This is a genomic window from Paenilisteria rustica (assembly GCF_013820765.1).
In the GTDB taxonomy this organism is placed as follows: domain Bacteria; phylum Bacillota; class Bacilli; order Lactobacillales; family Listeriaceae; genus Listeria_A; species Listeria_A rustica.
Window position 1 is genome coordinate 17,098 of record NZ_JABJVM010000006.1, and the last position, 26,029, is coordinate 43,126.

Annotated in this window: 27 protein-coding genes; 2 read left to right on the forward strand and 25 right to left on the reverse strand. The window is 40.7% G+C overall.

From position 1 onward, the window contains the following. Positions 1–142 precede the first annotated feature (142 nt). Both fba and HPK16_RS07350 read right to left on the reverse strand, forming a co-directional pair. Entirely contained in the window at positions 143–997 is an 855-nt protein-coding gene (gene fba / locus HPK16_RS07345) for a class II fructose-1,6-bisphosphate aldolase (RefSeq protein ID WP_181676354.1), read from the reverse strand. 281 nt (positions 998–1,278) lie between these two features. Next, positions 1,279–2,196, reverse strand: coding sequence for a diacylglycerol kinase (locus HPK16_RS07350; RefSeq protein WP_181676355.1), 918 nt, complete (start codon positions 2,194–2,196; stop codon positions 1,279–1,281). A 453-nt stretch (positions 2,197–2,649) separates the two neighbouring features. On the opposite strand from HPK16_RS07350, the gene HPK16_RS07355 reads away from it, so the two are divergent. Further along, a complete protein-coding gene (locus HPK16_RS07355; protein WP_181676356.1) occupies positions 2,650–4,950 on the forward strand; it encodes a GW domain-containing glycosaminoglycan-binding protein in 2,301 nt (766 codons plus the stop codon). 55 nt (positions 4,951–5,005) lie between these two features. Here HPK16_RS07355 and HPK16_RS07360 read toward each other — a convergent pair whose 3' ends face one another. The 14 genes from HPK16_RS07360 to HPK16_RS07425 form a co-directional block, all read right to left on the reverse strand. After that, the gene (locus HPK16_RS07360; RefSeq protein WP_181676357.1) at positions 5,006–5,830 is read right to left on the reverse strand and encodes an aldo/keto reductase; all 825 of its coding nucleotides are present in this window, start codon (positions 5,828–5,830) and stop codon (positions 5,006–5,008) included. Positions 5,831–6,106: 276 nt separating this feature from the next. Beyond that, positions 6,107–6,751 carry an ABC-2 transporter permease gene (locus HPK16_RS07365; protein ID WP_181676358.1) on the reverse strand — a complete coding sequence of 215 codons (645 nt, stop codon included), beginning with the start codon at positions 6,749–6,751 and terminating at the stop codon, positions 6,107–6,109. Between the two features lie 17 nt (positions 6,752–6,768). After that, the gene (locus HPK16_RS07370; RefSeq protein ID WP_181676359.1) at positions 6,769–7,404 is read right to left on the reverse strand and encodes an ABC-2 transporter permease; all 636 of its coding nucleotides are present in this window, start codon (positions 7,402–7,404) and stop codon (positions 6,769–6,771) included. After that, entirely contained in the window at positions 7,405–8,277 is an 873-nt protein-coding gene (locus HPK16_RS07375; protein WP_181676476.1) for an ATP-binding cassette domain-containing protein, read from the reverse strand. Between the two features lie 12 nt (positions 8,278–8,289). After that, positions 8,290–8,664, reverse strand: a complete 375-nt coding sequence (locus HPK16_RS07380) for a GntR family transcriptional regulator (protein WP_181676360.1) — start codon at positions 8,662–8,664, stop codon at positions 8,290–8,292. Between the two features lie 247 nt (positions 8,665–8,911). Then, positions 8,912–9,721 (reverse strand): ABC transporter permease, encoded by an 810-nt coding sequence (locus HPK16_RS07385; protein ID WP_181676361.1) that lies wholly within the window; start codon positions 9,719–9,721, stop codon positions 8,912–8,914. Continuing rightward, positions 9,718–10,632 (reverse strand): ABC transporter ATP-binding protein, encoded by a 915-nt coding sequence (locus HPK16_RS07390; protein ID WP_246369332.1) that lies wholly within the window; start codon positions 10,630–10,632, stop codon positions 9,718–9,720. The genes HPK16_RS07385 and HPK16_RS07390 overlap by 4 nt, the downstream gene beginning before the upstream one ends. After that, a complete protein-coding gene (locus HPK16_RS07395; protein ID WP_425487925.1) occupies positions 10,629–10,820 on the reverse strand; it encodes a PLDc N-terminal domain-containing protein in 192 nt (63 codons plus the stop codon). The genes HPK16_RS07390 and HPK16_RS07395 overlap by 4 nt, the downstream gene beginning before the upstream one ends. Positions 10,821–10,936: 116 nt before the next feature. Then, the gene (pyrG, locus tag HPK16_RS07400) at positions 10,937–12,532 is read right to left on the reverse strand and encodes a CTP synthase (RefSeq protein ID WP_181676363.1); all 1,596 of its coding nucleotides are present in this window, start codon (positions 12,530–12,532) and stop codon (positions 10,937–10,939) included. 388 nt (positions 12,533–12,920) lie between these two features. After that, the gene (gene rpoE / locus HPK16_RS07405; RefSeq protein ID WP_036094225.1) at positions 12,921–13,463 is read right to left on the reverse strand and encodes a DNA-directed RNA polymerase subunit delta; all 543 of its coding nucleotides are present in this window, start codon (positions 13,461–13,463) and stop codon (positions 12,921–12,923) included. A 138-nt stretch (positions 13,464–13,601) separates the two neighbouring features. Beyond that, complete coding sequence (locus HPK16_RS07410) at positions 13,602–13,751, reverse strand: hypothetical protein (RefSeq protein ID WP_181676364.1); 150 nt, start codon at positions 13,749–13,751, stop codon at positions 13,602–13,604. Between the two features lie 61 nt (positions 13,752–13,812). Further along, the gene (gene argS / locus HPK16_RS07415) at positions 13,813–15,483 is read right to left on the reverse strand and encodes an arginine--tRNA ligase (RefSeq protein ID WP_181676365.1); all 1,671 of its coding nucleotides are present in this window, start codon (positions 15,481–15,483) and stop codon (positions 13,813–13,815) included. Then, positions 15,480–15,929, reverse strand: a complete 450-nt coding sequence (locus HPK16_RS07420; RefSeq protein WP_343064806.1) for a YwiB family protein — start codon at positions 15,927–15,929, stop codon at positions 15,480–15,482. Before HPK16_RS07420 ends, argS begins: the two co-directional genes overlap by 4 nt. Before the next feature lie 68 nt (positions 15,930–15,997). After that, positions 15,998–16,651, reverse strand: a complete 654-nt coding sequence (locus tag HPK16_RS07425; protein WP_181676366.1) for a site-2 protease family protein — start codon at positions 16,649–16,651, stop codon at positions 15,998–16,000. Positions 16,652–16,729: 78 nt separating this feature from the next. Here HPK16_RS07425 and HPK16_RS07430 point away from each other — a divergent pair, with 78 nt between their 5' ends. Next, positions 16,730–16,915, forward strand: coding sequence for a 2-hydroxymuconate tautomerase (locus tag HPK16_RS07430; protein ID WP_181676367.1), 186 nt, complete (start codon positions 16,730–16,732; stop codon positions 16,913–16,915). Between the two features lie 75 nt (positions 16,916–16,990). Here HPK16_RS07430 and HPK16_RS07435 read toward each other — a convergent pair whose 3' ends face one another. The 9 genes from HPK16_RS07435 to HPK16_RS07475 form a co-directional block, all read right to left on the reverse strand. Beyond that, the gene (locus HPK16_RS07435; protein WP_181676368.1) at positions 16,991–18,319 is read right to left on the reverse strand and encodes an HD domain-containing protein; all 1,329 of its coding nucleotides are present in this window, start codon (positions 18,317–18,319) and stop codon (positions 16,991–16,993) included. Between the two features lie 21 nt (positions 18,320–18,340). Beyond that, complete coding sequence (gene lipL / locus HPK16_RS07440; RefSeq protein ID WP_181676369.1) at positions 18,341–19,186, reverse strand: lipoyl-[GcvH]:protein N-lipoyltransferase; 846 nt, start codon at positions 19,184–19,186, stop codon at positions 18,341–18,343. 193 nt (positions 19,187–19,379) lie between these two features. Further along, positions 19,380–20,210 (reverse strand): TIM barrel protein, encoded by an 831-nt coding sequence (locus tag HPK16_RS07445; protein WP_181676370.1) that lies wholly within the window; start codon positions 20,208–20,210, stop codon positions 19,380–19,382. Between the two features lie 24 nt (positions 20,211–20,234). After that, positions 20,235–21,341 (reverse strand): beta-galactosidase BglB, encoded by a 1,107-nt coding sequence (gene bglB, locus HPK16_RS07450; RefSeq protein ID WP_181676371.1) that lies wholly within the window; start codon positions 21,339–21,341, stop codon positions 20,235–20,237. Positions 21,342–21,367: 26 nt separating this feature from the next. Continuing rightward, positions 21,368–21,607, reverse strand: coding sequence for a hypothetical protein (locus tag HPK16_RS07455; protein ID WP_181676372.1), 240 nt, complete (start codon positions 21,605–21,607; stop codon positions 21,368–21,370). A gap of 23 nt (positions 21,608–21,630) precedes the next feature. Beyond that, positions 21,631–23,070, reverse strand: a complete 1,440-nt coding sequence (locus tag HPK16_RS07460) for an MFS transporter (protein ID WP_220132281.1) — start codon at positions 23,068–23,070, stop codon at positions 21,631–21,633. Between the two features lie 271 nt (positions 23,071–23,341). Then, positions 23,342–24,148, reverse strand: a complete 807-nt coding sequence (locus HPK16_RS07465) for a gluconate 5-dehydrogenase (RefSeq protein ID WP_181676373.1) — start codon at positions 24,146–24,148, stop codon at positions 23,342–23,344. A 22-nt stretch (positions 24,149–24,170) separates the two neighbouring features. Beyond that, positions 24,171–25,001, reverse strand: a complete 831-nt coding sequence (kduI, locus tag HPK16_RS07470) for a 5-dehydro-4-deoxy-D-glucuronate isomerase (protein WP_220132285.1) — start codon at positions 24,999–25,001, stop codon at positions 24,171–24,173. 21 nt (positions 25,002–25,022) lie between these two features. Continuing rightward, positions 25,023–26,027 carry a sugar kinase gene (locus HPK16_RS07475; protein WP_181676375.1) on the reverse strand — a complete coding sequence of 335 codons (1,005 nt, stop codon included), beginning with the start codon at positions 26,025–26,027 and terminating at the stop codon, positions 25,023–25,025. Between the last annotated feature and the right edge of the window lie 2 nt (positions 26,028–26,029).

Genomic DNA, 26,029 nt, shown 5'->3' on the forward strand with positions numbered 1-26,029 from the left:
ATTGGGGTTCGCTGTCTTGACCCGGTGCATAAAAGGATTACTTGCTCTCATGCATATTGGTACTGTAATTCACTTCGTTCAAACAGTACCAACAAAAAATAACGAGCCAAAATTTGGCTCGTTATCATCATTAAGTATAAAATTATGCTTTGCCGTTTGAACCAAATTCTTGGATCTTAGCAACAACTGTTTTAACAATCGCAGCTTGGCCAGGTCCGATAACTTTACGTGGATCGTAAACTTTATCATCTGTAGCTAATTTTTCGCGAACAGCGGCAGTCCAAACGATTTGGCATTCCGTGTTAACGTTGATTTTGCTGTGACCGTGTTCGATTGCTTGTTTGATTTGGTGTTCAGGAATTCCAGAACCACCGTGTAGTACTAGAGGAGCACCAGTTAATTTCGAGATTTCTTCCATTTCTTTGAATCCTAGAACTGGTTCGCCGTGATAAGGACCATGTACAGAACCTAATGCTGCAGCAAGTGCATCAATGTTAGCTTCTTTAACAACACGTAAACATTCAGCAGGATCAGCATAGTTGATTCCGCCTGTTACGCCGTCTTCTTCGCCACCAACAGTTCCAACTTCGGCTTCAACAGAAACGCCTTTTGGATGTGCGTAGTCAACAACTTTTTTAGTCATTTCAACGTTTTCATCGATTGGGTGATGAGAACCATCGATCATAACAGATGAGAATCCTGCATCGATTGCAGCTTTACAAGAATCAAAAGATGAACCATGATCCAAGTGAATTGCAACTGGTACAGTGATTTTTAGGTCATGCATAAGTCCTTCAGTCATTTTAACTACTGTCGTAAATCCGCCCATGTATTTTGCTGCTCCTTCAGAAACACCAAGGATTACAGGGGATTTTTCTTGTTCTGCAGCTTCTAAAATAGCGCGAGTCCATTCAAGGTTATTGATATTGAATTGACCAACAGCATATTTACCAGCTAACGCTTTGTTCAACATTTCAGTCATACTAACGATAGGCATAATACAATTTCCTCCTCAGGAATATAAGAGGTCTCGTGCATCCATCGGGTAAATCGGCGGAATACAAACGCTTTCGCTCGATTTGTGTAAAGCCTAGTTTACGTCCTACCCATTTTCATGGTTTGGCGGTCTTCGGCTCTGTTCGAGTTTGCTTTAGACTCTTACAAAATTTGATTTTCTGCTGTGAAAAATAACGGTTGCTATTTTTCCTAACACTGTAATAATACCAGATTTGTGAGTAGTTTACCATAGTGAAGGTCGATATTTTTGATGTAATCGTTTTATTTCTGTAAGCGATGCTCGATTCGGGTTGCATCTGCCAAAATTGCCAATTTTTCTGGTAAAACTTCCAATATATACGGTGTTTCACCTCCGTATACGCCGTCATAACTTATGTTCAAACTCGCATCGCATTCGATTTCTACGTGTTTTGTTTTGACGTACACCACATCCTCGCTTTGAAGGTGGGAACCGTTTTTAATAGAAGCAAGCAACTTGAGTAGTTTTATTGGTGACACTTTTTTCAAAATTAGTAAATCCATATAACCGTCGTTCAATACAGCTGGTGGGCAAAGTTTTTCCATGCCGCCAACACTATTTGTTAACGCCCCAAATAACAGCAAGATTTCGCCTTCAAATACGCCTTTATCGTGTGTTATTCTTACTTGTTTTGGTGCTAATTTCGGTAATAGTGTTATTCCGCTTACTAGATAGGCTAGACGCCCGATTTTGTTTTTCATCGATTCTTTGACGGCATAGGTGATTTCGGTAATTTTTCCACCGGCTGCGTTGTTGATGAAATATTGATCGTTTGCCTGTCCCACATCCACTTTTATCGTCGCACCGGCCGCAATAATATGCAAGGCTTCCACTGGATCTTTTGCCATTCCTAGTGCGCGCGCGAAATCATTTGTTGTTCCTACTGGTAAAACGCCAAAAATAGGTTGCGTCGGTGCTTGCATTAACCCGTTGACAACCTCATTTACCGTGCCATCTCCTCCAGCTGCAATAATAAATTCAAAACCATCTAATACGCCTTGCTTCGCGATTTTAGTCGCACTTTTTGCTTGCTCGGTTGTCGGAATCAAGGTGACATCAAACCCCGCCTCTTCCAAAACTTGTTCTGCAACTGGCATCAGCTTGTGAAACTTGCGCTGCCCAGCAACAGGATTGTAGATGATTAACATTCGCTTTAACATCTGTTTTCCCCTTCTCTCATGCAGTGATAATCTTAGTTTCTTATTTTCCTCCTTTCTTGTCAAATTGGGTGCCTCAAAGAAATATTTTTCATGTAAAAAATTTGACGCAATATGTTCCATTTTTTAAATTTAAAGGCCTATTGACCACTTTTAATGTCATATAATTTACTAAATGACTTTTTTGACGCTGTTTCGACACGAAATTGTAGGTAATTTGTCAATTTTCGAGTTGGATTCCCTAAAACTGTTGGTATAACTCGCTATTCCCCTCCTAATCAATAGTTACATTCGCTCAAATTGCGCCCAAGATAGGGAAACTCTATTGACTCTCTTCTGGATTTTCTACATAATAGGAGTATTCTTTGCATACGTAGGGAATAGACTGAAAGCAACCAAGTTTATGCTATGTGGTTTTTATTACCAAAGGGGACTTTTTAGAATGGAGATGGACAATTGAAGACTTTATTAAAATCAGTTATTGTGACTGTTGGGCTGACAACTGTTGTTTTGCCGATATCGGTCCTAGCTGATGAGCAACAACCTGCTGATAATAGCGCGGTCACTGCAAAAGATGGATCACAAACGATTCAAGATGATTCAATCTATGTACCAAAAGCAGAACGGGAAGGCACATTCACCGGAGATTTACATGCCGATGAGGATCAAGAAGCACCAATTCCTGATCGCAGCCGAGTTTTAAACGCAAAAGCTGCCTATCCAAATGTGAACAACTATATCAAATCAAATAATTTTGCAAACGCAAAGTTGAGTAGCCAGATTCAATCGCAATTCACGAAATTCAACTATCGCAATGGTTACGGCAAGCCAGAAGGTGTTGTCTTGCACGAAACGGCTAATCCGAATTCAACGATTCAGAACGAAATTGACTACATGAGTCGCAATTGGGAGAACGCTTTTGTGCATAGTTTTGTCGATAAAGGCAATATTATTCAAATTCACCCAACCGATTATGGTGTTTGGGGCGCAGGACGTTTTGCCAATGCTCGCTTTGTTCAGTACGAACTGGTGGAGCACAATACATTTGATGAATTTGCCCGCTCGATTAATAATTATGCCTATTACACGGCCTACATCCTGGATAAATATAAATTACCGATTGATAGCGCTGAAACAGATGGCGTTGGAACGGTTTGGACGCATAATGCTGTCAGTAAATATCTTGGTGGCACAACGCATACCGATCCAATTGGCTATTTCAATAAATGGGGCTACAGTTACAACGAGTTCCTGGCACTTGTAACTGAGAAATCCAAAACGTTTAGTAAAGATACCATTCTTTCTAACGTTCCTTTCACAGCGACAACTTACGCCAATGTCAAATCTGCAGCTGGAAACACGGTTTGGTCGGCACCTTTTAATACTGCCGGAGCCAACGAAGTGAACCCACTCTCCGCTTATACTGGCAAAAATTTAAAACTGTTACGCACGGCAAAAACGCAAAGTGGTACGTGGTATCAATTTAGCATTGACGGTCGGACAATCGGATGGGTGGAAAATAAAGCGGTCACTGCTTTTTACACACCTAGTATGGAACAAACCGCGAATCTAACGCGCTACGTCAACGTTCCTACAGAATCCATTTATTATTTCCCAGTTATAGACAGCTCGATGCGTAAAGGAACATTAGCTTCCTATACGAATAAACCACTGCTTGCAAATAAGCAAATCACACTGAACGGTACATTATGGTATCGCCTCATGAATGGATCCGAAGCAGTTGGCTGGGTTCGCGCTTCAAGCCTAACAACAACGGCTTTCGATCAAATTGTTTACGATAAAGTAATGGGGGCTACGACTTATGCCAGCGTTAAAACAGCGACCGGTAATAATGTCTGGACCGTACCAAACGGAACACTTGGAGCTAAAGTTGTGAATCCACTTTCTAGCTACACTGGTAAAAACCTAAAACTGATTCGTGAAGCCAAAACAAGTAAAGGTATCTGGTACCAATTTGCCATCGATGGTAGAACAATTGGTTGGGTGGACAGCAAAGCCGTATCGATTTTCTACACACCAAGTATGGAACAAACGGCTAATCTACCACGTTATGTCGCGCTTCCGAAAGATTCTATTTATTACTTCCCAGTAGTTGATAGTTCCATGCGAAAAGGCGATTTAACGAGATATCTGAACTTGAAGCTAACGGTTCATAAACAAATCAAGGTTAACGGTACGCTCTGGTATCGCCTAATAAATGGCTCTGAGTCGATTGGTTGGGTTCGCGCAATGAGCGTTACGCCGACTAATTACGACCAACCCGTTTACAACAAGACCTTGACCGCTTACGGTAAAACGAAAACAACAGCGAATCAATATATTTGGAAGTTAGTTCCGAACACATACGGCATTAATTCTAAAATTGCACCACTTTCCAATTACAGTGGTAAAAAGCTCCGCATCTTGCGCGAAGCTAAAACAACTGGCGGTTTATACTACCAAATCAGTTCCAATGGTCAACTTCTTGGTTGGGTCAACGCAAGTGCCCTGACGAAATTTTATGATGGCGCCATTGCTGAAAAACCAGTAAACCTAACGAAAAGAGTCGCCAATACAGCTGGTGTCCTATACTCGTTCCCAGTAGATGATCCTCCGATTAAAGTTGGAACACTAGCTACTTTTGCTGGCAAAACTTTAACCGCAGATCGTCAAGCTAACATCGAAGGAAAAGTATGGTATCGCCTCAAAAATGGCAATGTCGTTATCGGTTGGACGTTAATGGCAAATATTAAATAACATGAAAAAGCAGTAAATCCACGTAACGAAATGGATTTACTGCTTTTTTTCTCATCTAGAAATTAAAATTGTCAGGATCAGGACCTGTACGTTCATTCTGATTCAAACTATCGATCAACTTCATCTCCGAGTCTTTCAACTCGAAATCAAAAATATTCGCATTTTCGATAATACGGTTTTGATGAATTGATTTTGGAATCGTTACGATGCCGTGTTGCAGATCCCAGCGTAAGATGACTTGTGCAACCGACTTCTCATAGATTTTGGCGATGGAATTAATGACGCTATTATCAAGGATTTTACCACTTCCAAGCGGACTCCATGCTTCTACTATGATATTTTTATCTGCACAATATTTGCGTAAGGGTTCTTGAGATAGCAACGGATGCAACTCAATTTGATTCACCATAGGCGCAATTTTTGCTTCTTTTAATAGTTCATCCAAATGATGCTCATGAAAATTACAAACACCAATCGCGCGTACTTTTTTATCTGCATATAGTTTTTCAAAGGCGCGCCATGTATCGACAAATTTGCCTTCCACTGGCCAATGAATTAAGTATAAATCGATATAATCTAAGCCTAATTTCTCCAAACTCGTGTCAAAAGCAGCTAATGTGGATTCATAACCTTGATCCGCATTCCATAACTTCGTCGTTACAAAAAGGCTATCGCGCGCCACGCCAGATTCCTTGATTGCGCGTCCCACACCTTCTTCATTTTTGTAAGCAGCGGCCGTATCAATGCTCTTATATCCCGTTTCGATCGCCCACTTCACGGAATTCACTGCCTCTTCTCCATCATTCACACGCCAAACGCCAAAACCAAACTGCGGCATCTCCACGCCATTTGCAAGTGTTACCGTATCATTAATGTTCATTTTACCAGCCTCCCGATTTCTATTTACCTCTCTACTATACACCTAATGCCCCCCAGAGATGCAAGCCTTAAGCCTCCTAATTTCTAGCCACAAAAAAACCACCGCGGAAAAAGGGGGGAAACCGCGATGGTTAAAAAGGGAGTTTTGTCGGATGAACAACTACTAAAAAGGGGGGAAAAGTAATTGCTATCCTCTTTACATTCTCTATAATACAGGTCGTACATGATAACCCCTCGAGAATTAGATGAGAAATTCATGAAAAATATATCTTGATGTTTATAAATCTTTTTTTGCAAAAATACGTAAAGAACAGAATAGCGATATCGTATAGGCTAAAATAGAAATAGCCAGAAAGAAACCTGCAAGCATAGCATTCGAAGTATTCATCAAGTACTGTAATAGCCAATGACCAAGTTCAGATTGATACAAACCCACTAGCATCACACCTAAAATAACTACTAGAGCTGTATACATATAACTCAATCGCTGAAACCCCAGCCAGTAGTAACATGGCAAAACAATAGCAAAAAAGAAACATAGTCCAGCAAAAACAAAACCTATCGAAATAAAATGTTCCTTTATCCCGCCTCTATTTCCAATAAATAAGCCAATAGTTAATGTGACTATAAAAATAAAAAGCATAGCAAAAATCATATATGCCAAACTAGATACATATTTCGAGATAACTACCTTTGCCCTTGAAATCGGCCAACTTACTATCAACTCATCGCCACTTTTATCATCATAGCTAAATGCTGCGAAAATAGGAGCCATTGAGATTATAGTCCCCCCTAAAGCATAGAGCACCCATGTTACAAAATCTTGGCTCATCCATAAATTTAATAGCGCCACCACAAAAATAAGATAGTATGCCACTACTTTTGTCTGAACACGAAAATCTTTTCTTATTAATGCATACAATATAATTCCCCTCCCCCTTATAAATCTGTGAACCCTAAAACTCGAATGGAGAGGCGCATTGATACCAGATAAAGTATCATCATCAATCCAAGCAGTAGCATTAGTATCGAGCTATATCCCCATTCTACAATCCATTTTATAACTCTCTGCACACTCGGGAGACTTGTTAGGAATGTCAATAAAGTATAAAAAATAATCAATCCGCTCAATACATATTTCATCGAGTCGTAGCCAAGCCAGAAGTATATCGGAAAAAGAAGCGTTGTTACACCAAGTACTATCACCAGAGCAGTCCCTGTGCTTACAAAAAAATCCGCTATCGGAATAAATGTCCACATGACAATACTTGTTACGATGTACAGAAATACTATCGCTGTAAGCATACTAATTAGCGTACCGATGTAGCGCGCCATCACAACATCTTTTCTACTAACTGGCAAAGAAGTCACAAATAACAATGTATGGTTATCTTCATCTCTACTAATCGATTTGGCTATAAAACTTCCACCTGCAACCAAAGCTCCCAACAACAAGAAAATAAACGCCGGCATTCCGATATTAGCACCAAAAATCACAATACATATTAACAATACCGCAAGTAATATAATCGAACCTCGTTGAATCATCACATCTTTCCAAATCAATTGCCACATCTACATTACCCCTTGTCGTCTCTTCTTAGTGGCTTGGACTGTGTAGTACATAATGTCCTCTATGGTCGGTTTTTCAAAAATAACTTCCTCACCAAAATAGAATCTAGCTTCCTCCACTTGTTTGGACAATCCTTGGAATCCCAACGTTCCAATTTCCACATCAACAAATAAACTTTTAGCCTCACTATCCAATAAATCTTGATCTCCCTTAACAATCACATATTGCTCCAATAAGCTATCTTTCTCCTCGCTGAAAAAAACTCGCCCCTCATGTATATAGGTAATAAAATCAGCCACTCTTTCTAAATCAGCGGTTACATGCGTGGAAAATACCACAGATACTTCTTCTTTCATCACTACAGTTTGCAAAACACTAAGCAACTCGCGACGCACAATTGGATCAAGTCCTGCAGTAGGTTCATCCATAATAATCAATTTCGCATGATGACTGAGAGCAATCGCAATACTGTATTTCATCTTCATTCCTTTAGAAAGTACTTTTATTTTCTTGTTGCTTGGAAGTTCAAACATCTTCATGTAATTCTGATATGCTGCCTCATCCCAATTCCGATAAAAAGGCGCAATAATCCGTTTCATTTGCTCACAGGTCAAATGCTCGTAGAAATGGTTGTCATCGAAAACAAAACCAATGTCTTGCTTTATTTCTTCCATTGCATCGTTCGTATTCTTCCCAAAAATAACAACATCCCCACTATTTTTCTGCACTAAATCCATAATTATTTTTAATAACGTACTTTTTCCCGCACCGTTCACACCAATCAGCCCCATAATATAGCCTTTTGGTAATTGAAAAGAAATATTTCGCAAGGTAAAATCTTTATATACTTTCGAAACACGCTTTACTTCTAAAATACTATCCATACTCTACTCCTCCTCTGCCAACGAATCCATCATGTCACGCACATCCTTATATGTTAGTCCCAAATCCTCTGCTAATTGTAATAGTTGAATTATCTTTTTCTCCAAATCCTTTACCTTATGCTCCCGAATTAGTGTCATATTTTGATTGGAGACATATGTACCTTTCCCAGCGACAGTATGAATAAAGCCATCATGTTCCAGCTCCTCGTACGCGCGCTTCGTTGTAATAACACTAACCTGTAATTCCTTCGCCAATGCCCGAATTGAAGGTAATTGGTAGCCTCCAACTAACTCACCATTGATAATCTGGTTGCGAATCTGTGAAGCAATCTGCTCATAAATCGGCAATCTGGACGTATTCGTAATGATTATCTTCATACGCACCTCCACATAATTGTGTATATAATATATATACAGTATACACGGATAAGTTCCATATTGCAATCCTAAGAACGCACAAAAAAACCAAGCTGGCAGGGGAACCAACTTGGGAAAAAGGAGTTTAGATATCCTATTACTAAAAAGGGGGGAAAAGTAATAGCTATCTTGTTTACATTTCCTATATTACATGAACCGTCTAACATTGTGAGGAAAAATACATGAGATTTCCATTAGAGTTTACAATCTATTCATGCGAACTACCAATATGGAATTTTTTCTTCGTCAATAAGAAAATCGATAGCCCAAGCAACGCAACGATAAAGCATAGCGTAACCATCAAATTCCCTACAAAATAATCCTTCACATCGTCCGTCATAATAACGCTAGCCGCATTCGCACTCAAATAAGCAGGATTGAAGATTTGTACCCATCCCGAGGCTCCACTTACCAACTCCAGAATAATCGCGCCACCAGCTCCTATCATCGCGACAACTGCTGTGCTACGAAATACGATTCCTAAAATGAGCACTACCGAGACTATAAACAACAACCATACAAAATAAATTCCAAATCCGGCAAAAATACTTGCCATCTTAATTCCACCATATAATAAGTAAACATAATAATATGCCGCAAAATATCCTAACCCTAGCGAAATAAACACTAATAAGGCTTGAGAAAACCATTTTGCTAAAATATACTGCCAAGCTTTTACAGGCCTTGTTAAAATAAACGCCAGCATCCCATTATTCTTTTCAGAAATAATCGCGCCCATTAATGCCACAATCAAAATAATAATTCCAAGTTGATCAAACTGCGAAGAAAGCGTTCCAGCCATCACTTGTTGGGCATTCACAACTCCCATCAAATCAGCAATTGCCGCCCCCTGCTCACTACCATCGCCACCCATTGCCCCCATAATTTCAGGTAAATAATACATCATCAGCGGTTGCATCATGCCAAGAATCGCAAACACAACCGGCAGCCAAATCCATTTCAAGCTTCGCCACTGCTCCATCTGTTCTTTTAGAAAAAGCGTCGTTACGTTGTTCATTTCCCCACCATCCTTAAAAAGACGTCTTCAAGCGTCTCCTCGGCTTGACGCACACTCGTCCAAGCCATTCCAGTCGCCGTAAGCACACGCAAAATAGCTTCGCGCGCCGCATCCGCATCTTCCTGATAGTACAAGTATAACGCGCCATGGTTGCGCTCCACTCGACTAATCGCTGCCTCATCCATAATTAAACGTTCAAATTCCGACGCACCCATGTCACCTTTCAGCACAAAAACAGGCGTCGCATTCGCTTGAACTAGACGAACAATCCTATCATCTGCCACAATCTCGCCATCTCGAATAATGCACACAAGTTCACATACTTCTTCAACATCCGCTAATATATGCGTAGAAAACAAGAGCGTCGTCTCACCTTTCAAAGACTGAATCAACTCAATAATTTCACGACGCCCAATCGGGTCAAGCGCTGAAACAGGTTCATCCATAATCAATAACGCCGGTCGGTGCAAAATCGCCTGCGCAATCCCCAATCGCTGCCTCATTCCTCCTGAAAAAGTAGCAATTTTCTGCTTCGGCGCCGCGTCCAGTCCAACTTGCATCAAAACCTCAGGTATCCGTTCCGCCAAGGCTGCCTTGTCCATACCAGAAAGTTTCCCCATGAACTGCAAAGCATCCGTTGCCGTCATCCAACCATAAAAATTAGGATACTGTGGCAAAAAACCAATTTGCGCTTTCATCTTCGTATGCTCTCCGCCACAAATATGAATCGTTCCGCTATCCGGATTTATCATATCCACAATCATCTTCAAAATCGTTGTTTTCCCAGCACCATTAGGCCCAAGCAAAGCCACACATTCCCCGGCCTCTAACTGAAAAGCGACATCCTTTACAGCCTGGTATGCATCAAATCGCTTCGATAAATTCGTAACCTCCAATATTTTCTCCATCATCGGTAGTCCTTCCTGCCAAAAATAAAGTAAATAATCGATCCAATTGTACTAACAAATAAAATAATCACTAACCAAACAACCGGATTTTGCCGACTGTTCCAATGCCGAATTAAATCCACCAAGGCTGTCACCAATAATATTACGTATAAAATAAAAATTGGTGCTAATAGGGCTAACGTATTTGACATCATGCTCATCCTCTCTAAAACTAACTGTTATACAAATAATATAACAGATGCATCTGAAAGTCAACACAAAAAAAGCCGAGGATACACATCACGCATATCGCTCGGCTTCAAAAAACTTATTCTTTCAATGATGCCGCAATAAAATCATGGAATAGACGCTGCGGACGAGTTGGACGTGAGATGAATTCTGGATGATATTGACAAGCCACGAACCACGGGTGATCCGTAATCTCCACAACCTCAACAAGACGACCATCTGGACTCGTTGCTGATACTGTCATTCCTGCATTTTCTAACTGTTCGCGGTACTCATTATTGAACTCATAACGGTGACGGTGACGCTCTTCAACCAACGTCGCGCCATAGGCTTCCGCTGTTCTTGTACCCTCTTTAATTCGTGCTGGATAAAGACCTAGACGCAATGTTCCACCCATATCCTCCACATGTTTTTGCTCTGGCAATAAATCAATAATCGCATGCGGTGTTTTCGGATTGATTTCCGCAGAATTTGCATCTTCCAAGCCCATCACATTACGTGCATATTCAATCGTTGCCAACTGCATACCCAAACAAATACCGAAATACGGCACTTTATTCTCACGTGCAAATTTAATCGCAGTAATTTTGCCTTCGATGCCGCGATCTCCGAAACCACCAGGAACTAGGATACCATCCGCATGACCAATTTTTTCTTGGACATTCTCAGGCGTAATTTCCTCTGAGTCAACCCAGTCAATTTGAAGCTCAGCATCGTTCGCATAACCCGCATGACGCAGTGCTTCTGCTACAGAAAGATACGCATCCGGTAACGCAACATACTTACCAACCAGCGCGATACGAACTTTTTTCGTCAAATTCTTCACTTTATGGACAAGCTCTTCCCATTCAGACATGTCAGCAACAGGTGCCTCCAACTGCAAGTGATCCAATACAATCTGGTCCATTTTTTGCGCTTGTAAAGATAGCGGTACATTGTATAACGTGTCCTCATCACGCGCCTCGATAACTTCTGACGCTCTCACATCACAAAATAGCGCGATTTTCTCTTTCATTTCTTGAGAAACAGGTTGCTCCGTCCGAACAACAATAATATTCGGCTGAATACCGTAGCTACGAAGTTCCTTCACACTATGTTGCGTCGGTTTCGTTTTCATTTCGCCGGCAGCCTTAATATAAGGAATTAACGTTGTATGAATGTAAAGCACGTTTTCCGCACCAACATCACTCTTAATTTGGCGAATCGCTTCAATAAACGGTAACGACTCAATATCTCCAACCGTCCCGCCGATTTCCGTGATAATAATGTCAGAATCAGTCATACGAGCCGCACGGAAAACACGATCTTTCAGTTCATTCGTGATATGCGGGATAACTTGCACTGTTCCGCCAAGATAATCACCGCGACGCTCTTTCTTAATAACCTCGGAATACACTTTCCCCGTCGTTACATTGCTGTACTTGTTCAAATTAATATCGATAAAACGCTCATAATGACCTAAATCCAAGTCAGTTTCCGCACCATCATCCGTGACAAAAACCTCTCCATGTTGATACGGGCTCATCGTCCCAGGATCGACGTTAATATAAGGATCAAATTTTTGAATCGTTACACTAAGTCCTCGGTTTTTAAGTAGTCTACCAAGTGAAGCAGCCGTAATCCCTTTACCAATCGATGAAACGACGCCACCTGTCACAAAAATATACTTTGTCATTGTTCTAAAATCTACTCCTTTCGCCTTATCGAAATTTATTTTCGGGGTGGAGAACCTTTACTTGCAAAATTTCATTGCTAAAAAAGAAAATCGCCAACAGCATCTCTATACTTTTGGCTCATACTTCTAACGTGCGATAAGTTTCATCACACAAAAAGAAAACGCCCACTTACTCGTCTTGCAAAGTAAGGGAGCGCAATATTTATATCCGTCCTTATAAAAAGGAGCCCAAATAAAATATTACCTAGCTAGCGCAAATAAGTCAACCCTTTATTTCATGAAAACGCCCTCAAGCATTGCAACCAGAGGCTAAAAATATTTTTCAATCGTTTCTCATTTCTTCACACAAAAAACCTGCCTCTTGATTCAGAAGCAGGTATTCATTTTTTTATTTCTCGAATTCATCTTCAAACTCACTATCGTCTTCAACAATAGTAGTCAGATCTCCTTCGATACCATCCGGCAGGTGACCTTCTTCTGGATCATCGTCATCACTAACAAGACCATCTGTGAGAACTACCTCTTCTTCTCCAAGTTCCTCTACCACATCGTCTTCTTCGTAATCGATATCATCATCAAGAATGTCCTCATCGATTTCTTCGTCATCATCATCGTCATCATCTGATTTACGTTTCTTCTTAGGTTTTGTCTGCGTTTGAACTTCTTCGTCAATCGCATCAATCGGATACCACGCACGTAGTCCCCAAGTATTATTACCAAGAGAAATAAAATTACCCTCAATATTCATATCCGTGTAAAATTGAACAAGTCTCTCTCTTACTTCGCCTTCGCTTAAATCAAGAAACTTCGTAATCTCATCCACAATCGCTTGGAATGGCATTACTTCTCTTCTTTTTTCAAGAACATAGTGCGCCACTTCAATCAAAGATAACTCTTTACGTTCTTCTTTTGTCAATTGGCTTAAATCCAAAGCTGGCACGCCCCTTCTATAATAAAAAATAATTTCCTAAACTGCATTTTTCTGACTCTATCTATTCTACATGTAAATGACGCTGAACACAATAAAATTATAACATACTCTGCAATAATCCTTATATCAATTCCATATTCATAACTTCTTCAGGACACAATAACCAATATAAAACAGCAAAATCGCGAGCAATAGTATCGGGATAGAGCCTAATTGCATGCTATATAAAATCGCCGTCGCAATGACAAGCAGCAAAAAAATAATACACATGAAAATGATATAGCGCATAATTCGCAAAACCCCGATCTAAAATTTTTCTAGTGCTCGTCTTGTCAAAATAGCTTTCTGATTACATTTTTTCTGGTGCAGAAACACCAAGTAATGTCAGTCCATTACGCAACGTGATTTGAGTCGCCTTAATCAAAGCAAGACGTGCTTCTGAAACCTCTTTATTCTCCATGTCCAATACCTTATTAGAATTATAAAAACGATGGAAGGCAGATGCTAAATCATTCAAATAGCGAACAATACGATGTGGGATTCTTTTCTCTGCAGCCTCCGCCACAACATCTGGAAATTCACCCAACACTTTCAGCAAGTTGTAATCTACCTCAGAGTTCAACAAAGCAATATTCGCATCCTTACTTAAAGCAAAACCTTGCTCCACACCTGAGCGTAAAATACTCGAAATCCGAGCATGTGCATATTGTACGTAATAAACTGGATTTTCAGTAGACGTCGATTTTGCAAGGCCCATATCAAAGTTCATATGTGTATCTGAACTACGCATCGCAAAGAAATAACGCGTCGCATCCAAGCCAACTTCTTCAATCAAATCGCGCATCGTTACTGACTTACCAGTACGTTTACTCATCTTCACTTGCTTACCGTCCTCGTAAAGGTGAACCAACTGGATAATCTCTACCTCAAGGTGATCTGGGGTGTATCCCAAACTCTCAATAGCAGCACGCATCCTAGGAATATAACCATGGTGATCCGCTCCCCAAACATCAATCAGAACATCAAACCCACGCTCTAACTTATCTAAGTGGTACGCAATATCTGGCAAGAAATACGTGTAGCTACCATCTGATTTAATAAGCACGCGATCTTTATCATCACCAAATTCTGTTGTCCGAAGCCAAGTAGCACCTTCCTCTTCAAAAATATAACCATTATCGCGAAGTTTCGCTAGCGCAGGCATAATTTTATCGTTCTCATACAGTGTCGTTTCCGAGAACCAACTATCAAAATGAACACGGAATTCCGCCAAATCTTCGCGTAGTTTCGCTGTTTCAAAAGCCAATGCTTCTTTACGGAACAACTCCCGCCTCACATCAACATCTTCATTGACATACTTATCTCCGTATTTTTCAGCTAATTGCTTTCCAAGATTAATGATGTCCGAACCACGATAACCATCTTCTGGGAACTCTGCGTCAATATTTAACGCCTCTAAATAACGAGCTTCCGTCGACAAAATTAAATTATTAATCTGATTGCCGGCATCATTGATATAGTATTCACGAGATACACTGTAACCTGCCATCGTCAAAATATTGGCCAAAGAATCACCAATCGCCGCGCCCCGTGCATGGCCTAAATGTAAATCTCCTGTTGGATTCGCCGAAACAAACTCAATCTGAAACTTCTTGCCTTTGCCCGTATCACTTGCACCATAAGTATCGTCAGCATCCATAATGACAGGTATTAAAGCCGTCAAGTAAGCATTATCTAAGTAAAAGTTAATAAACCCTGGTCCAGCGATTTCGATTTTATTGATTAGCGTATGGTTTTCCCCAATTGCTGCTACAACTGTCTCCGCAATAGCCCGTGGTGCTTTCCTCGCAACGCGCGCCAACTGCATAGCGATATTGGTAGAATAATCGCCATGTTGTTTGTCCTTAGGAACTTCCAACAAAATAGATGGTACCTCCGCTTGCTCAATACCCAATCCTTGTACCACTGCTTCTTTAATAATTGCGATTAAATCTTGTTGACTTTTTTGACTAACATTCATTCTTTATCCTCCTCTAAAATCATCGAGACATCAAAAATTCCAATGTTCACACCTCTGTCTAACAACTCATACTGAAAGTCAATTTTCCCCGAAAAAAGATCTTCCTGTACATAAACCTCTTCTATATTCAAAAGCTCCGACTCCATCATCAGTTTACCGACACCGTAGTCTACGCTAACAGTACTACGCTTGCGCTCTCTGAAAAAATGCATGCGCATATTCACGGCACCACTTCGCATCAACAAAACTTCTTGATCTGTTATTTTCAAAACGGTCCTAATAGCCCCAGCTTCTTGTTCTTCTTCATAATGAAGGTAACGACTTCCCGTGGTATGATCCAAATAAAACACACCTGATAGCGTTAACTCCGTACGTTCTTCTTCCATTTCCTGCTTAGAAATCGTCTTTAAACGCAACTGTACCGGCGTCTTTTCCTTATTACTCACGCTTTAAAGTCCCCCCATATAATTTCGAATGCACTACATTATAGTTAAAAAAAGGCTAAAATGCAACCTCAAATTTGAAAAAAAAAGTAATAAAAACTAGCTATTTCCCCTGTTATCCAAGGAATAAGTGTGTTAAAAATCGGCGATATCGTATACTTCGAAAGTGGCGTGATAACTAAAATCAAGAAAAACAATAATGCGTAATTCTCATAAGCCTGTACCTTTAATCGCCATTTCAAAGGTAAAAACTCCGACACAATTTGATATCCGTCTAATGGTGGTAATGGTAATAAATTAAAAATAAATAAGATCACATTCAGCGACACGAACAAATTGAAGAAAGGCAAGATAATCTGTGAATAAGCCACATCCATTTGTAAAAATAAAAAATAAAGTCCTACTCCAATAAAAGCAAGCAACAAATTGCTAACTGGGCCAGCCAAACTCACTAGCACACTTCCAACTCGTCGGTGCTTCATTTTATACGTATTAACAGGTGTCGGTTTGGCCCAACCGAATCCAGCGATAATAACAAAAATAAAACCAATCGGATCAATATGCTTCAACGGATTAAGCGTAATACGCCCCTCGTTCTTCGCAGTATCATCGCCAAATAACAAAGCAACCCAAGCATGCGCCAATTCATGTATCGTAAAAGCAATCAAAAGCGTCACAATAACGTAAGGCAAATCTTGCAACGGATAGGCTAAAAAATTGTCCATGAATAATCTCCTTCTGTATTGTAGTACTTCAATTATGTTATAATACACTCATTAAATCAATACTTAGGAGTGAATTTCATGCCGTTCGTAACAATAAAATTTCTAGAAGGTAGAACAGATGCTCAGAAAAAAGCGGTCGTAGCAGACGTAACAGAAGCTGTCTCGAAGAATTTAGGTGCACCAAAAGAAAACATCCACGTCATCCTAGAAGAAATGAAAAAAACGGATTATGGCGTAGCTGGCGTTCGGAAATCTGACATTTAAAGCACTAAACTCTTTTCCACTAAAAGCGTTGCATCACGGTCTACTTCTGTAGCAAACTATGATACAGCGCTTTTTTCAACGTTTATATTCTTTCAAAGAATGCGCATGTATCAAACTTACAATTTCCTCTGAAATAGCGGCATTAATACGTCCACTCTCTATAAAATCAAGCGGATAGTACAACTTAATATCCACACGTCTCTTACCAGCAATAGCCTCCACTATAGAAGATTCCGTCGATAGTTCATGCAATTCTCCGTTTGGCATTAACAATTGAATAGGCGACCTCCCAGCGACGTCTCCCGGCTCATATAAGTCATACGGTAAATCCGACGTCGAATCAATCACCAAATAGTATTCTGGATCAATATCCGCCTGCTCCAGCAACCCTTTTAACTTCAAATAAAGTTCCGCGTCCACTTTTGAATCATAATTAATATAGTGCAACAATCTTCTATTCAAAAATCGGCTACATAAATCGCTCAAAATAGCATCATCTTCATACTGCCATACTGAAAAGAAATACATTAAGACCGTATCGTCGAGCGTAATATATTCTTCTAAAGAAACATCGCGATTCAAAAACGGTAACAACTGCACTGGTGTCTGCGAAAAATGATAGTCTCTTTCATGTAAATTCTGCGCACGCTCTAGTATTTTCCATAGAAGGACCTCCGCACTCCTACTCACCGGATGAAAATAGACCTGTTGGTACATCTGGTAACGGCTCACAATATAATCCTCTACCGCATGCATTCCTGAAGCTTTAATAATAACCCCATTCCCATCCGGACTTGGTCGCATCACACGCATAATTCGTTCCATATCAAAATTCCCATAACTAACCCCGGTATAATAAGCATCTCGCAACAAATAATCCATCCGATCCGCATCAATTTGACTAGAAATCAACTTAACGAGCGTCTGGTTCTGATAGGTTTTATTGATCACCGCAGCCACTTTCTCTGGAAAATGTATCCCCGCTCGTTCCAAAACAGTTCGTACCTCGGTATTCCCTGTTATAATTGCCATCGTATAATGTTCATGATCCGTGCTAAAAACCTTCTCAAAAGCATGTGAAAACGGGCCGTGTCCTAAATCATGTAACAATGCCGCGCACAAGGCTACCAACCGTTCTTCATTATCCCACTGAATCTCATTCGCAAATGTTCCTTCTACAATGTGTCGCGTCACTTCATATACACCTAACGAATGATTAAATCGACTGTGTTCAGCCCCGTGAAAGGTAAGCGAGGTTGTCCCTAACTGATGGATTCTGCGCAATCGCTGAAATTCTTTCGTCGCTATCAAATCCCAAATAATTTGGTCAGAAACATGCACATATCGATGTACAGGATCTTTAAATACTTTTACTTCTGGTAATTTCGTCTCTAAATATGTCACATGTCATCTTCCCTCTCTAAACTATAATAGATTGGCTAAAACCTTCTCATTCCTTAGTATAAGCCGTTCGTAATAAGCTGTATACCAATCTAGCTCTTCTCCCATTAGACGACTGGACTCCAAACGCCCCGCGAAATGATACAATGCATTGAGCAACTTCACCATCACATCGTTCACCTCAAGCGGCTCTTCAAAAAGCTCTGACAATGTGGTCATAACAGCTGGATCGACATCTGGATACGTATATTTTTCTTGCTTATCTTTCCCACTAATACGATAGAATTCACGGATTAACTCCGCCCGCTTCTGTTGGTCTCCATTGACCGCTAAATATATTTGGACCGCAACCCCCTTCGCCATACGACGCTGAGATATGCCTGCAAATTTCTTACCATTAATGCTTAAATCATAACTTCCCGGACAATAAGATCCGACTATTTCACGCGCTTCCATCTTATAGGAAAAGGCTGGAAACATGTGTTTAATAAGCGCGAACATCGTCTCATATCCACGGTCTATCGCAATCCCTCGCTCCACATCTGGAAAAACTAATGACAAGTTGAGCACCCCAGAATCCAGTACCACTGCCAAACCACCAGAATTCCGAACCACTGCTCGATATCCTTGCTCGCGAAAATAAGCAATACCCGCCTTTAAATCAGGCAACTTTGTATCTTGAATCCCCATTGAAATCGTATCATGATGCACCCACGCTCTCGTTGTAGGAGGCGACATCTCACTCCCAACCGAGCGGCACAGCGTATCATCCGTCGCAAACGATTGCAAGGCGTCAAAAGCAATTTGCACCGTTGTTTGATCGATAAATCGCCAATTTTCTTGCTTTAATAAATCAAGTCCTTCTTTCATCTTATTGACTCCATTTCCAGTAATCTTTGTTGTTATTATAGCATACTCCCACCACGAATTGGAGCACTCTACGCAATTTTGCATTTTAAATGAATACGCGTTTTTTCAACCCCTTACTATCATCATTTAAACAGCAAAGAACAGCAATATAAAATCCAACTTCCAGATTCTACATCACCGTTCCCGCGCCTTATTACATAGTAGTCAATCGCTGTACTGCTTTTCCAATCCACGCATCTTTCGTTTCTTCTAAAACGACAAAGCTATGCGGTTTATAGCGTGAAATAGTCGATAATATCTCGTTCACTCGTATCTGACCTTCAAATAAAGGAACTGGCTTCACCGCGCCATTTTCTAGCACAAAATCTTTCAAGTGAACCGCACAGATTTTGTCCCCGAATGACTCAAAAGCCTGCTCAACCAGCTTTACTTGATTCGCATAACTCTCCGCCGCAATTAAATTAGTTGGATCTAAAATAATACCGAGAAAATCAGAATCCACTAATTCAATTAAGCGCGCCGTTTTTTCAAGCGAATGAATAGGATGATTCAGCCCTGGTTCAATTCCAATCATCATCCCGTGTTTCTCGCCAACCGCCACCAGACGCCTAATCACTTGCACCGTTTCTTGAAAAACCTCTTCCGTAAAATTTTCTGTCGTATAGGATATTTCCGGAAATACACACCCAGTTTCTGTGGCAACCATCGAAGCACCAAAATAGTTCGCGTTCTTCACATACGCTTCGAATTTCCGCAAAAGCCGTTCCCTTGTCGCTAAATCTGGATGAATCATATTAATATAACAACTCAGAATAGCTATATTAACACCATGCTCCGCTAATCTTGTTTTAAAATAGTTACCCATCCCAGGATTGATATTAGAAGTATCCGATGGCATATTCGGAAAAGATATCCCCAGCGCCAACTGCATATTTCGAACACCTGAAAGTTGTGTTTTAATCCCTAAATCTTCAATTGAATTGATATTTGTTAAATCATGTCCACGAATGGCAAATTGCAACACAAGGAACACTCCCTCCGTATTTTTTTAACAAAATGAAACTAGTAATTCCGTCAAACAAAGGATAGTCAGTGACTGGCCATATGGCATTGCTGTCATGTCGATTTCACGATAAAAATCTAAATGGTCGCCCATCCCGGTTCCCACTGACACATGCTGCACCTCTCCATTTTCATCAATCTCATTTAGTAGCCCAGCGATAGCTTTGTAGGCGACTTCCTCATATTCGGCACTGATATAATGCTTATGCACCGCTTTTAAAATGCCGTATGCAAAACCAGCTGTAGCGGAAGATTCGAGGTAAGAATCTTGGTCATTAATGAGCGTATGCCAAAGTCCAGATTCATGCTGATACTTCTTCAACGCAGCTACTTGAGCATTTAGCGTATGAATCAAGAAGACCCGCAATTCATCGTTCTCCGCCAGTTCAAGAATCTCGATAATCTCTGGAATGGCAATCGTAATCCAACAATTCCCCCGAGCCCACAGTGCCTCGGCATAGTTATGATTCCCTTCAAATGTCCAGCCGTGATACCATAATCCCGTTTTACGATCCTGCAAATACTTCACATGAATCAAAAATTGATATCGCGCTTCTTCTATATATGCAGGACGATTCAGCAGTTTTCCGATTTTAGCTAAAGGAAGAACCGTCATCATCAGCGTGTCATCCCATAGCTGATTTTTATTTTCCGGGCCATATGTCGCATGCTGCAAACCATTTTCTTCGGTTCTCGGCATGTCGTGCATCACCCACTCTGCCCACTGCTCTAAATAAGGTATATACTTAGAATCACCAGTATCCTCGTAAAGATACGCCATGGTGAGTAGTGGCGCCATCGTGTTCACATTTTTAGGCGGCGCGCCCTCCTTCATCCGGTTTTCAATCCAGTCCTGAACTACCTGCAACGCCTTATCATTCTTCGTAATTCGGTAATTTTTATAGATACCAAACAAACCAACGCCCTGTGGCCAATTCCAGACAGACCAGCTTTTATCGTCCACTTTCAATCCGTCAAAGTCTAACAGAAACTCACCTTGATCATCACGAATCGTCGTCAAGTTATCTATTAATAAATCGATTTTATCCTCTATTTCCTCTTTTCCAACAAATAATTCTCGTTTTATAACCATACTGGCACCCTCATCTCTGCATTTATTTAATAAAAACCGTTGATATTCTTGTTAATCGCAAGCATCATTTTCTTAAAATCACTATCATTATTCAGCTTGAACTGGCTTGCTTCTAACTGATTAAATTGATTGACCAGCAGATACGACTGCAAGTATAGTGACAAGCTTTCTTTAGCCACTCTTTCCTTATCTGGCCCCTCAACTTGGTGATTTTGTAACACAGCATATGCGAATTTTTCTGGATCAATCTTGATTTTCTCTGGCATTTTGTTTACTCCTTTTCTAGTTATTATTGTTTGTTAATTTTTCTAAGTGCAGCTCCGACTTCTAGCGTCTTCACTCGGGTCAAGGGGTACGCGAATAATAGGACAATTGCTGAGACGAACAAGCAAACTGCTGGTAGTAAATTGGCTAGCGCATAAATTCTATTTTCCACAACTAGCGTTTGGATTGCGCCACCTGTTGTCGAAGATTGGTAGCCAATGAGGGTCAGCATAATTCCTCCGATTAAACCGGCACACGCCTGACCAAATTTTCGAGCAAAAGAGTTCACACCGTACACCGTTCCATCTTCACGCAAGCCTGTAATGTATTGATGGTAATCGATGACGTCTGTAATAAACGCCCAAACCATTAAGTTGAACAGGCCAGTTCCAAGCGTGGCAACGAAAAGTAATACGAGATATACCCAAGGATTTTCAATATGCATAAAGTACATGGCGAGGTATAGCACCGAAGAAACTAGCAATGCGAATACACTCGCTTCTTTCTTACCAAACCGCTTCGTTAAACGTGTAGCAAAAGGCGCTAAGACAATAACTGTTCCATACGTGAATAACAGAGCAAATGACATGGCTTGTTTATTATGGAAATAGTCATTAAATAGATAAGTCGTATTCGTTCCTGCAAGAATCTGGTTAATAACGATAAAAATGTCGACAATAACTAAAACGACAAGCGCACGATTTGCTAGTAGCCCTTTTATCAGCACTTTTGCTTTTACAGGTTCGTGTTTTTCAACTTGAACTCGCTCTGTTGTCAGGCGATACGATATATTATAGCCAACAAACGCGATTCCTGCGCAAATAATCGCGATGATAAAAAAGCGCATTCCGGAAACCACTTGCTGACCGTTTGCTAACGTCACATACATAAAAATAGGAATCAAGAAACCCGTTGTTCCGCCACCAATAGCTGAGCCGATACTGCGGAATGTCGAGAGTGATACCCGATCATCTGGATTCGAACTAATCGCCGATGCCATCGATCCGTATGGAATATTAATTGCCGACAAAAGAATGCCAAAAAGAATGTAGGTGGCAAACACATAGCCCAATTTTAGTCCCATCGGAAAGTAGTTTACAAAGGGCAAAAATAGCACAATCGTAATTAAACAAAATGGATATTTCATTCTGCGTATCCACGGTCGAAATCTGCCTTCTTTCGTTAATTTACTGATATCGCATAGGCGGCCAATCGTCACATCTGCAAATGCATCAAGAATCCGAGCTCCAAAAAACAGCATACCAACGACTGCACCGGCAATTCCCAACACGTTTGTATAGTAAATCAGTAAAAAACTATTGACTAATCCTAAAATAAAAGTGTTAGCCAAATCGCCAAACATATAACCAACTCTATCTCTTACTCCAAAAGGCAATTTCTTGCTAGATTCTTCATACGCCTTACCTGCTAATTCTATTTTTGATTCTAAATTTGATTCTTCCATCATTTTCATCTCCTGATCGATACGAATTTTTCTTGATAGATTAATTGTCGAACTCAAATTTTTGATAGAAAGATTTATCTTATCCTCATCGATGTAAGGGCTTACTTTTTTACAAATCTATTATTGTATAGTAAAATTCTCTACGTATGCTTTAAAATAGGGTGTACGTGGAATGCTGAATAGACGATACGTTCATGTACACAGCGATTTTCGAGGGGCAATCTCGAATGATTCTCGCTATGTGCATGAATCGTCGCTCAGCATTTTTTATTTAATTCGGTTGCTTGCCGATATAAGCTAAAATACCGCCGTCTACGTAAAGTATGTGTCCATTTATAAAATTAGACGCGTCAGATGCTAGGAAAACGGACGGTCCTGCGAGATCGATGGCTTCCCCCCACCTCGCTGCTGGTGTTTTGGCAATGATGAACTGGTCAAATGGGTGCCTCGAACCATCTGCTTGTGTTTCTCTTAGCGGTGCGGTTTGCGGAGTCGCGATATAGCCAGGGCCAAGACCGTTACATTGGATATTGTGCTCCCCGTACTCTGAGGCAATATTTTTAGTTAGCATTTTCAGTCCACCTTTTGCAGCGGCATAGGCACTCACCGTTTCACGACCTAATTCGCTCATCATCGAACAAATGTTAATAATTTTTCCGCCGCCTTTTTGAATCATCGCTGGAATGACTGCCTTAGCCATAATGAACGGTGCGTTTAGATCGATATCAATCACTTCGCGGAACGCTTCTACCGACATTTCTGTCATTGGCACACGCTTGATAATTCCAGCATTGTTTACCAGAATATCAATGACGCCAACCTCTTTCTCGATTTGCTTCACCATGCGCTGTACAGCCTCTTCATCCGTCACATCGCAAACGTAGCCTACCGCATCAATTCCAGCTTTTTTGTAACCCTCTAAGCCTGCCTCTACACTATCCTGATTCAGACTATTAAAAACAATCTTTGCTCCCGCCGCAGCGAGCCCACTTGCAATCGCAAAACCAATGCCATAAATCGCCCCAGTCACCAACGCAACTTTTCCATCTAAGCGAAATTGTTCCATCTCAAAATTCATCACTCGACTCCTCCTATCTCGCTCATTTCAATTGATCCATGGAGACCATATCCATATCCGTGTATGTAATATTCTCGCCACACATAGACCAAATAAACGTGTAGTTACTCGTTCCTACACCAGAATGAATCGACCAACTTGGTGAAATAATTGCTTGCTCATTGCTAACAACTAGATGCTTGGTCTCGTCTGGTGTTCCCATCATGTGAAAAGCACGAGTATCCTCTTCCATATCAAAATATACATACGCTTCCATACGTCGTTCATGCGTATGACAAGGCATCGTATTCCAAGCACTTCCAGGCGCTAGCACCGTATACCCCATCTGCAATTGGCAACTTTCACATACGTTCGGATGCACATACTGATAAATCTTCCTTTTGTTCAATGTCAGCGAATCTCCTGTTTCCATCGGCTTAATGCTGTCAATCTCAATCTTCACGTTTGGATATTTATGATGGGCAGGTACACAACTGATATAAAATTTAGCTGGGTTCGCTTGATCCACACTTGAAAAAACGACGTGCCTAGTCTCCTTCCCAATATAGTAACCGTCCTGATTCTTCATGCTTTCTTTTTCACCATCGATTTCAATAAATCCAGGTCCACCAATGTTAATAACACCTAATTCGCGACGCTCGAGAAAATAATCCACGCCAAGCTCTTTATCCAGCTTAATCTCGAGCGGCATCTCAGCTGGCGTCACTCCGCCAAAAATCATGCGATCATTATGTGTATAAATCAAATGAATATTCCCCGGCTCAAACACCTGCTCCATTAAAAATTCTTTCCGTAACTGCTCTGTCGAATAGTGCCTAATATCCTCCGGGCTGTGCGTATAACGATTCTCCATTTTTTGCATAAAATCCAACTCCTATCTCATTATTTTTCCAGACTCTGCTGTCATAAATTCATGTACCTCGTGTTCACTAAACTGATTACAATCACCATAAATTGTATGCTTCAAAACTGCCGCCGCTGTTGCAAAATCAATAATCTCTTGTGGCGTTTTCTGCTCTATAATGCCATGTAAAACGCCTCCCGAGAATGCATCACCTCCACCAATTCGATCTACAATCGACCTTATTTCATATTTTTTTGACTCATAATATTGCCCATTTTGCCAGTAAGCGCCCGTTAGTTTATTAAAATTTGCAGATAGAACTTCCCGTTTTGTCGCGTATAGGACTTGAATATTCGGATATCGTTTTTGTATTTCGGCATAATAGTGAGCAAGTTCCTCCTCACCTCCTTGATATGCGGGAATTCCCAACAAATAAAGCGCATCCAATTTACCCAAAGAACAATAATCAACTAATGGTAAAATCTCTGTCAACATCTCACTCGCCTCTTCTTGCGTCCAGAGCTTCGCGCGATAGTTAACATCAAAACTGATTTTACAGCCTGCCTTTTTGGCTTGTTGCAACAACTCGCGAGTTAAGTTCCGCCAATCAGAAGACAAAGCTGGCGTAATTCCAGAAATATGAAAAAGCTCGATGTCTTTAAAAAGCTGGGCACTGTCCCACTCATTTTCGTTTATCCTAGCAAATGAGGAATACGCGCGATCGTACAGGACTTTTGCGCCCCTTTCCCCAACTCCTACCTCTACGTAATACGTTCCTAATCGCTCTCCCCCACGCAAAAGGGCATCTGTTTTCACCTTGAAATGTTGCAAATGGTTTTTAAATCCGTCACCTAAACTATTGTTGGGGACTTTACTTGCAAAAGAAGCATCATGTCCATAGTTAGCCAGTGATATCGCCACATTCGCCTCGCCACCTCCATAATGAAGCGAAACAGTTTCTGTATTGGATAAACGTGTACCTGTCGCTGTTGAAAAACGAAGCATCCCCTCGCCCAACGTTAGAACTTTTCCCATAA

What these genes read in the sequence shown, in the direction of transcription:
- fba (WP_181676354.1), bottom strand. Translation starts at nt 997, where the DNA reads ATGCCTATCGTTAGTATGACTGAAATGTTGAACAAAGCGTTAGCTGGT.
- HPK16_RS07350 (WP_181676355.1), bottom strand. Translation starts at nt 2,196, where the DNA reads ATGTTAAAGCGAATGTTAATCATCTACAATCCTGTTGCTGGGCAGCGC.
- HPK16_RS07360 (WP_181676357.1), bottom strand. Translation starts at nt 5,830, where the DNA reads ATGAACATTAATGATACGGTAACACTTGCAAATGGCGTGGAGATGCCG.
- HPK16_RS07370 (WP_181676359.1), bottom strand. Translation starts at nt 7,404, where the DNA reads ATGTGGCAATTGATTTGGAAAGATGTGATGATTCAACGAGGTTCGATT.
- HPK16_RS07380 (WP_181676360.1), bottom strand. Translation starts at nt 8,664, where the DNA reads ATGAAGATAATCATTACGAATACGTCCAGATTGCCGATTTATGAGCAG.
- HPK16_RS07385 (WP_181676361.1), bottom strand. Translation starts at nt 9,721, where the DNA reads ATGAACAACGTAACGACGCTTTTTCTAAAAGAACAGATGGAGCAGTGG.
- HPK16_RS07390 (WP_246369332.1), bottom strand. Translation starts at nt 10,632, where the DNA reads ATGATGGAGAAAATATTGGAGGTTACGAATTTATCGAAGCGATTTGAT.
- HPK16_RS07395 (WP_425487925.1), bottom strand. Translation starts at nt 10,820, where the DNA reads ATGTCAAATACGTTAGCCCTATTAGCACCAATTTTTATTTTATACGTA.
- pyrG (WP_181676363.1), bottom strand. Translation starts at nt 12,532, where the DNA reads ATGACAAAGTATATTTTTGTGACAGGTGGCGTCGTTTCATCGATTGGT.
- HPK16_RS07410 (WP_181676364.1), bottom strand. Translation starts at nt 13,751, where the DNA reads ATGCGCTATATCATTTTCATGTGTATTATTTTTTTGCTGCTTGTCATT.
- argS (WP_181676365.1), bottom strand. Translation starts at nt 15,483, where the DNA reads ATGAATGTTAGTCAAAAAAGTCAACAAGATTTAATCGCAATTATTAAA.
- HPK16_RS07425 (WP_181676366.1), bottom strand. Translation starts at nt 16,651, where the DNA reads ATGGACAATTTTTTAGCCTATCCGTTGCAAGATTTGCCTTACGTTATT.
- HPK16_RS07430 (WP_181676367.1), top strand. Translation starts at nt 16,730, where the DNA reads ATGCCGTTCGTAACAATAAAATTTCTAGAAGGTAGAACAGATGCTCAG.
- lipL (WP_181676369.1), bottom strand. Translation starts at nt 19,186, where the DNA reads ATGAAAGAAGGACTTGATTTATTAAAGCAAGAAAATTGGCGATTTATC.
- bglB (WP_181676371.1), bottom strand. Translation starts at nt 21,341, where the DNA reads ATGGTTATAAAACGAGAATTATTTGTTGGAAAAGAGGAAATAGAGGAT.
- HPK16_RS07455 (WP_181676372.1), bottom strand. Translation starts at nt 21,607, where the DNA reads ATGCCAGAGAAAATCAAGATTGATCCAGAAAAATTCGCATATGCTGTG.
- HPK16_RS07460 (WP_220132281.1), bottom strand. Translation starts at nt 23,070, where the DNA reads ATGGAAGAATCAAATTTAGAATCAAAAATAGAATTAGCAGGTAAGGCG.
- HPK16_RS07465 (WP_181676373.1), bottom strand. Translation starts at nt 24,148, where the DNA reads ATGAATTTTGAGATGGAACAATTTCGCTTAGATGGAAAAGTTGCGTTG.
- kduI (WP_220132285.1), bottom strand. Translation starts at nt 25,001, where the DNA reads ATGGAGAATCGTTATACGCACAGCCCGGAGGATATTAGGCACTATTCG.
- HPK16_RS07475 (WP_181676375.1), bottom strand. Translation starts at nt 26,027, where the DNA reads ATGGGAAAAGTTCTAACGTTGGGCGAGGGGATGCTTCGTTTTTCAACA.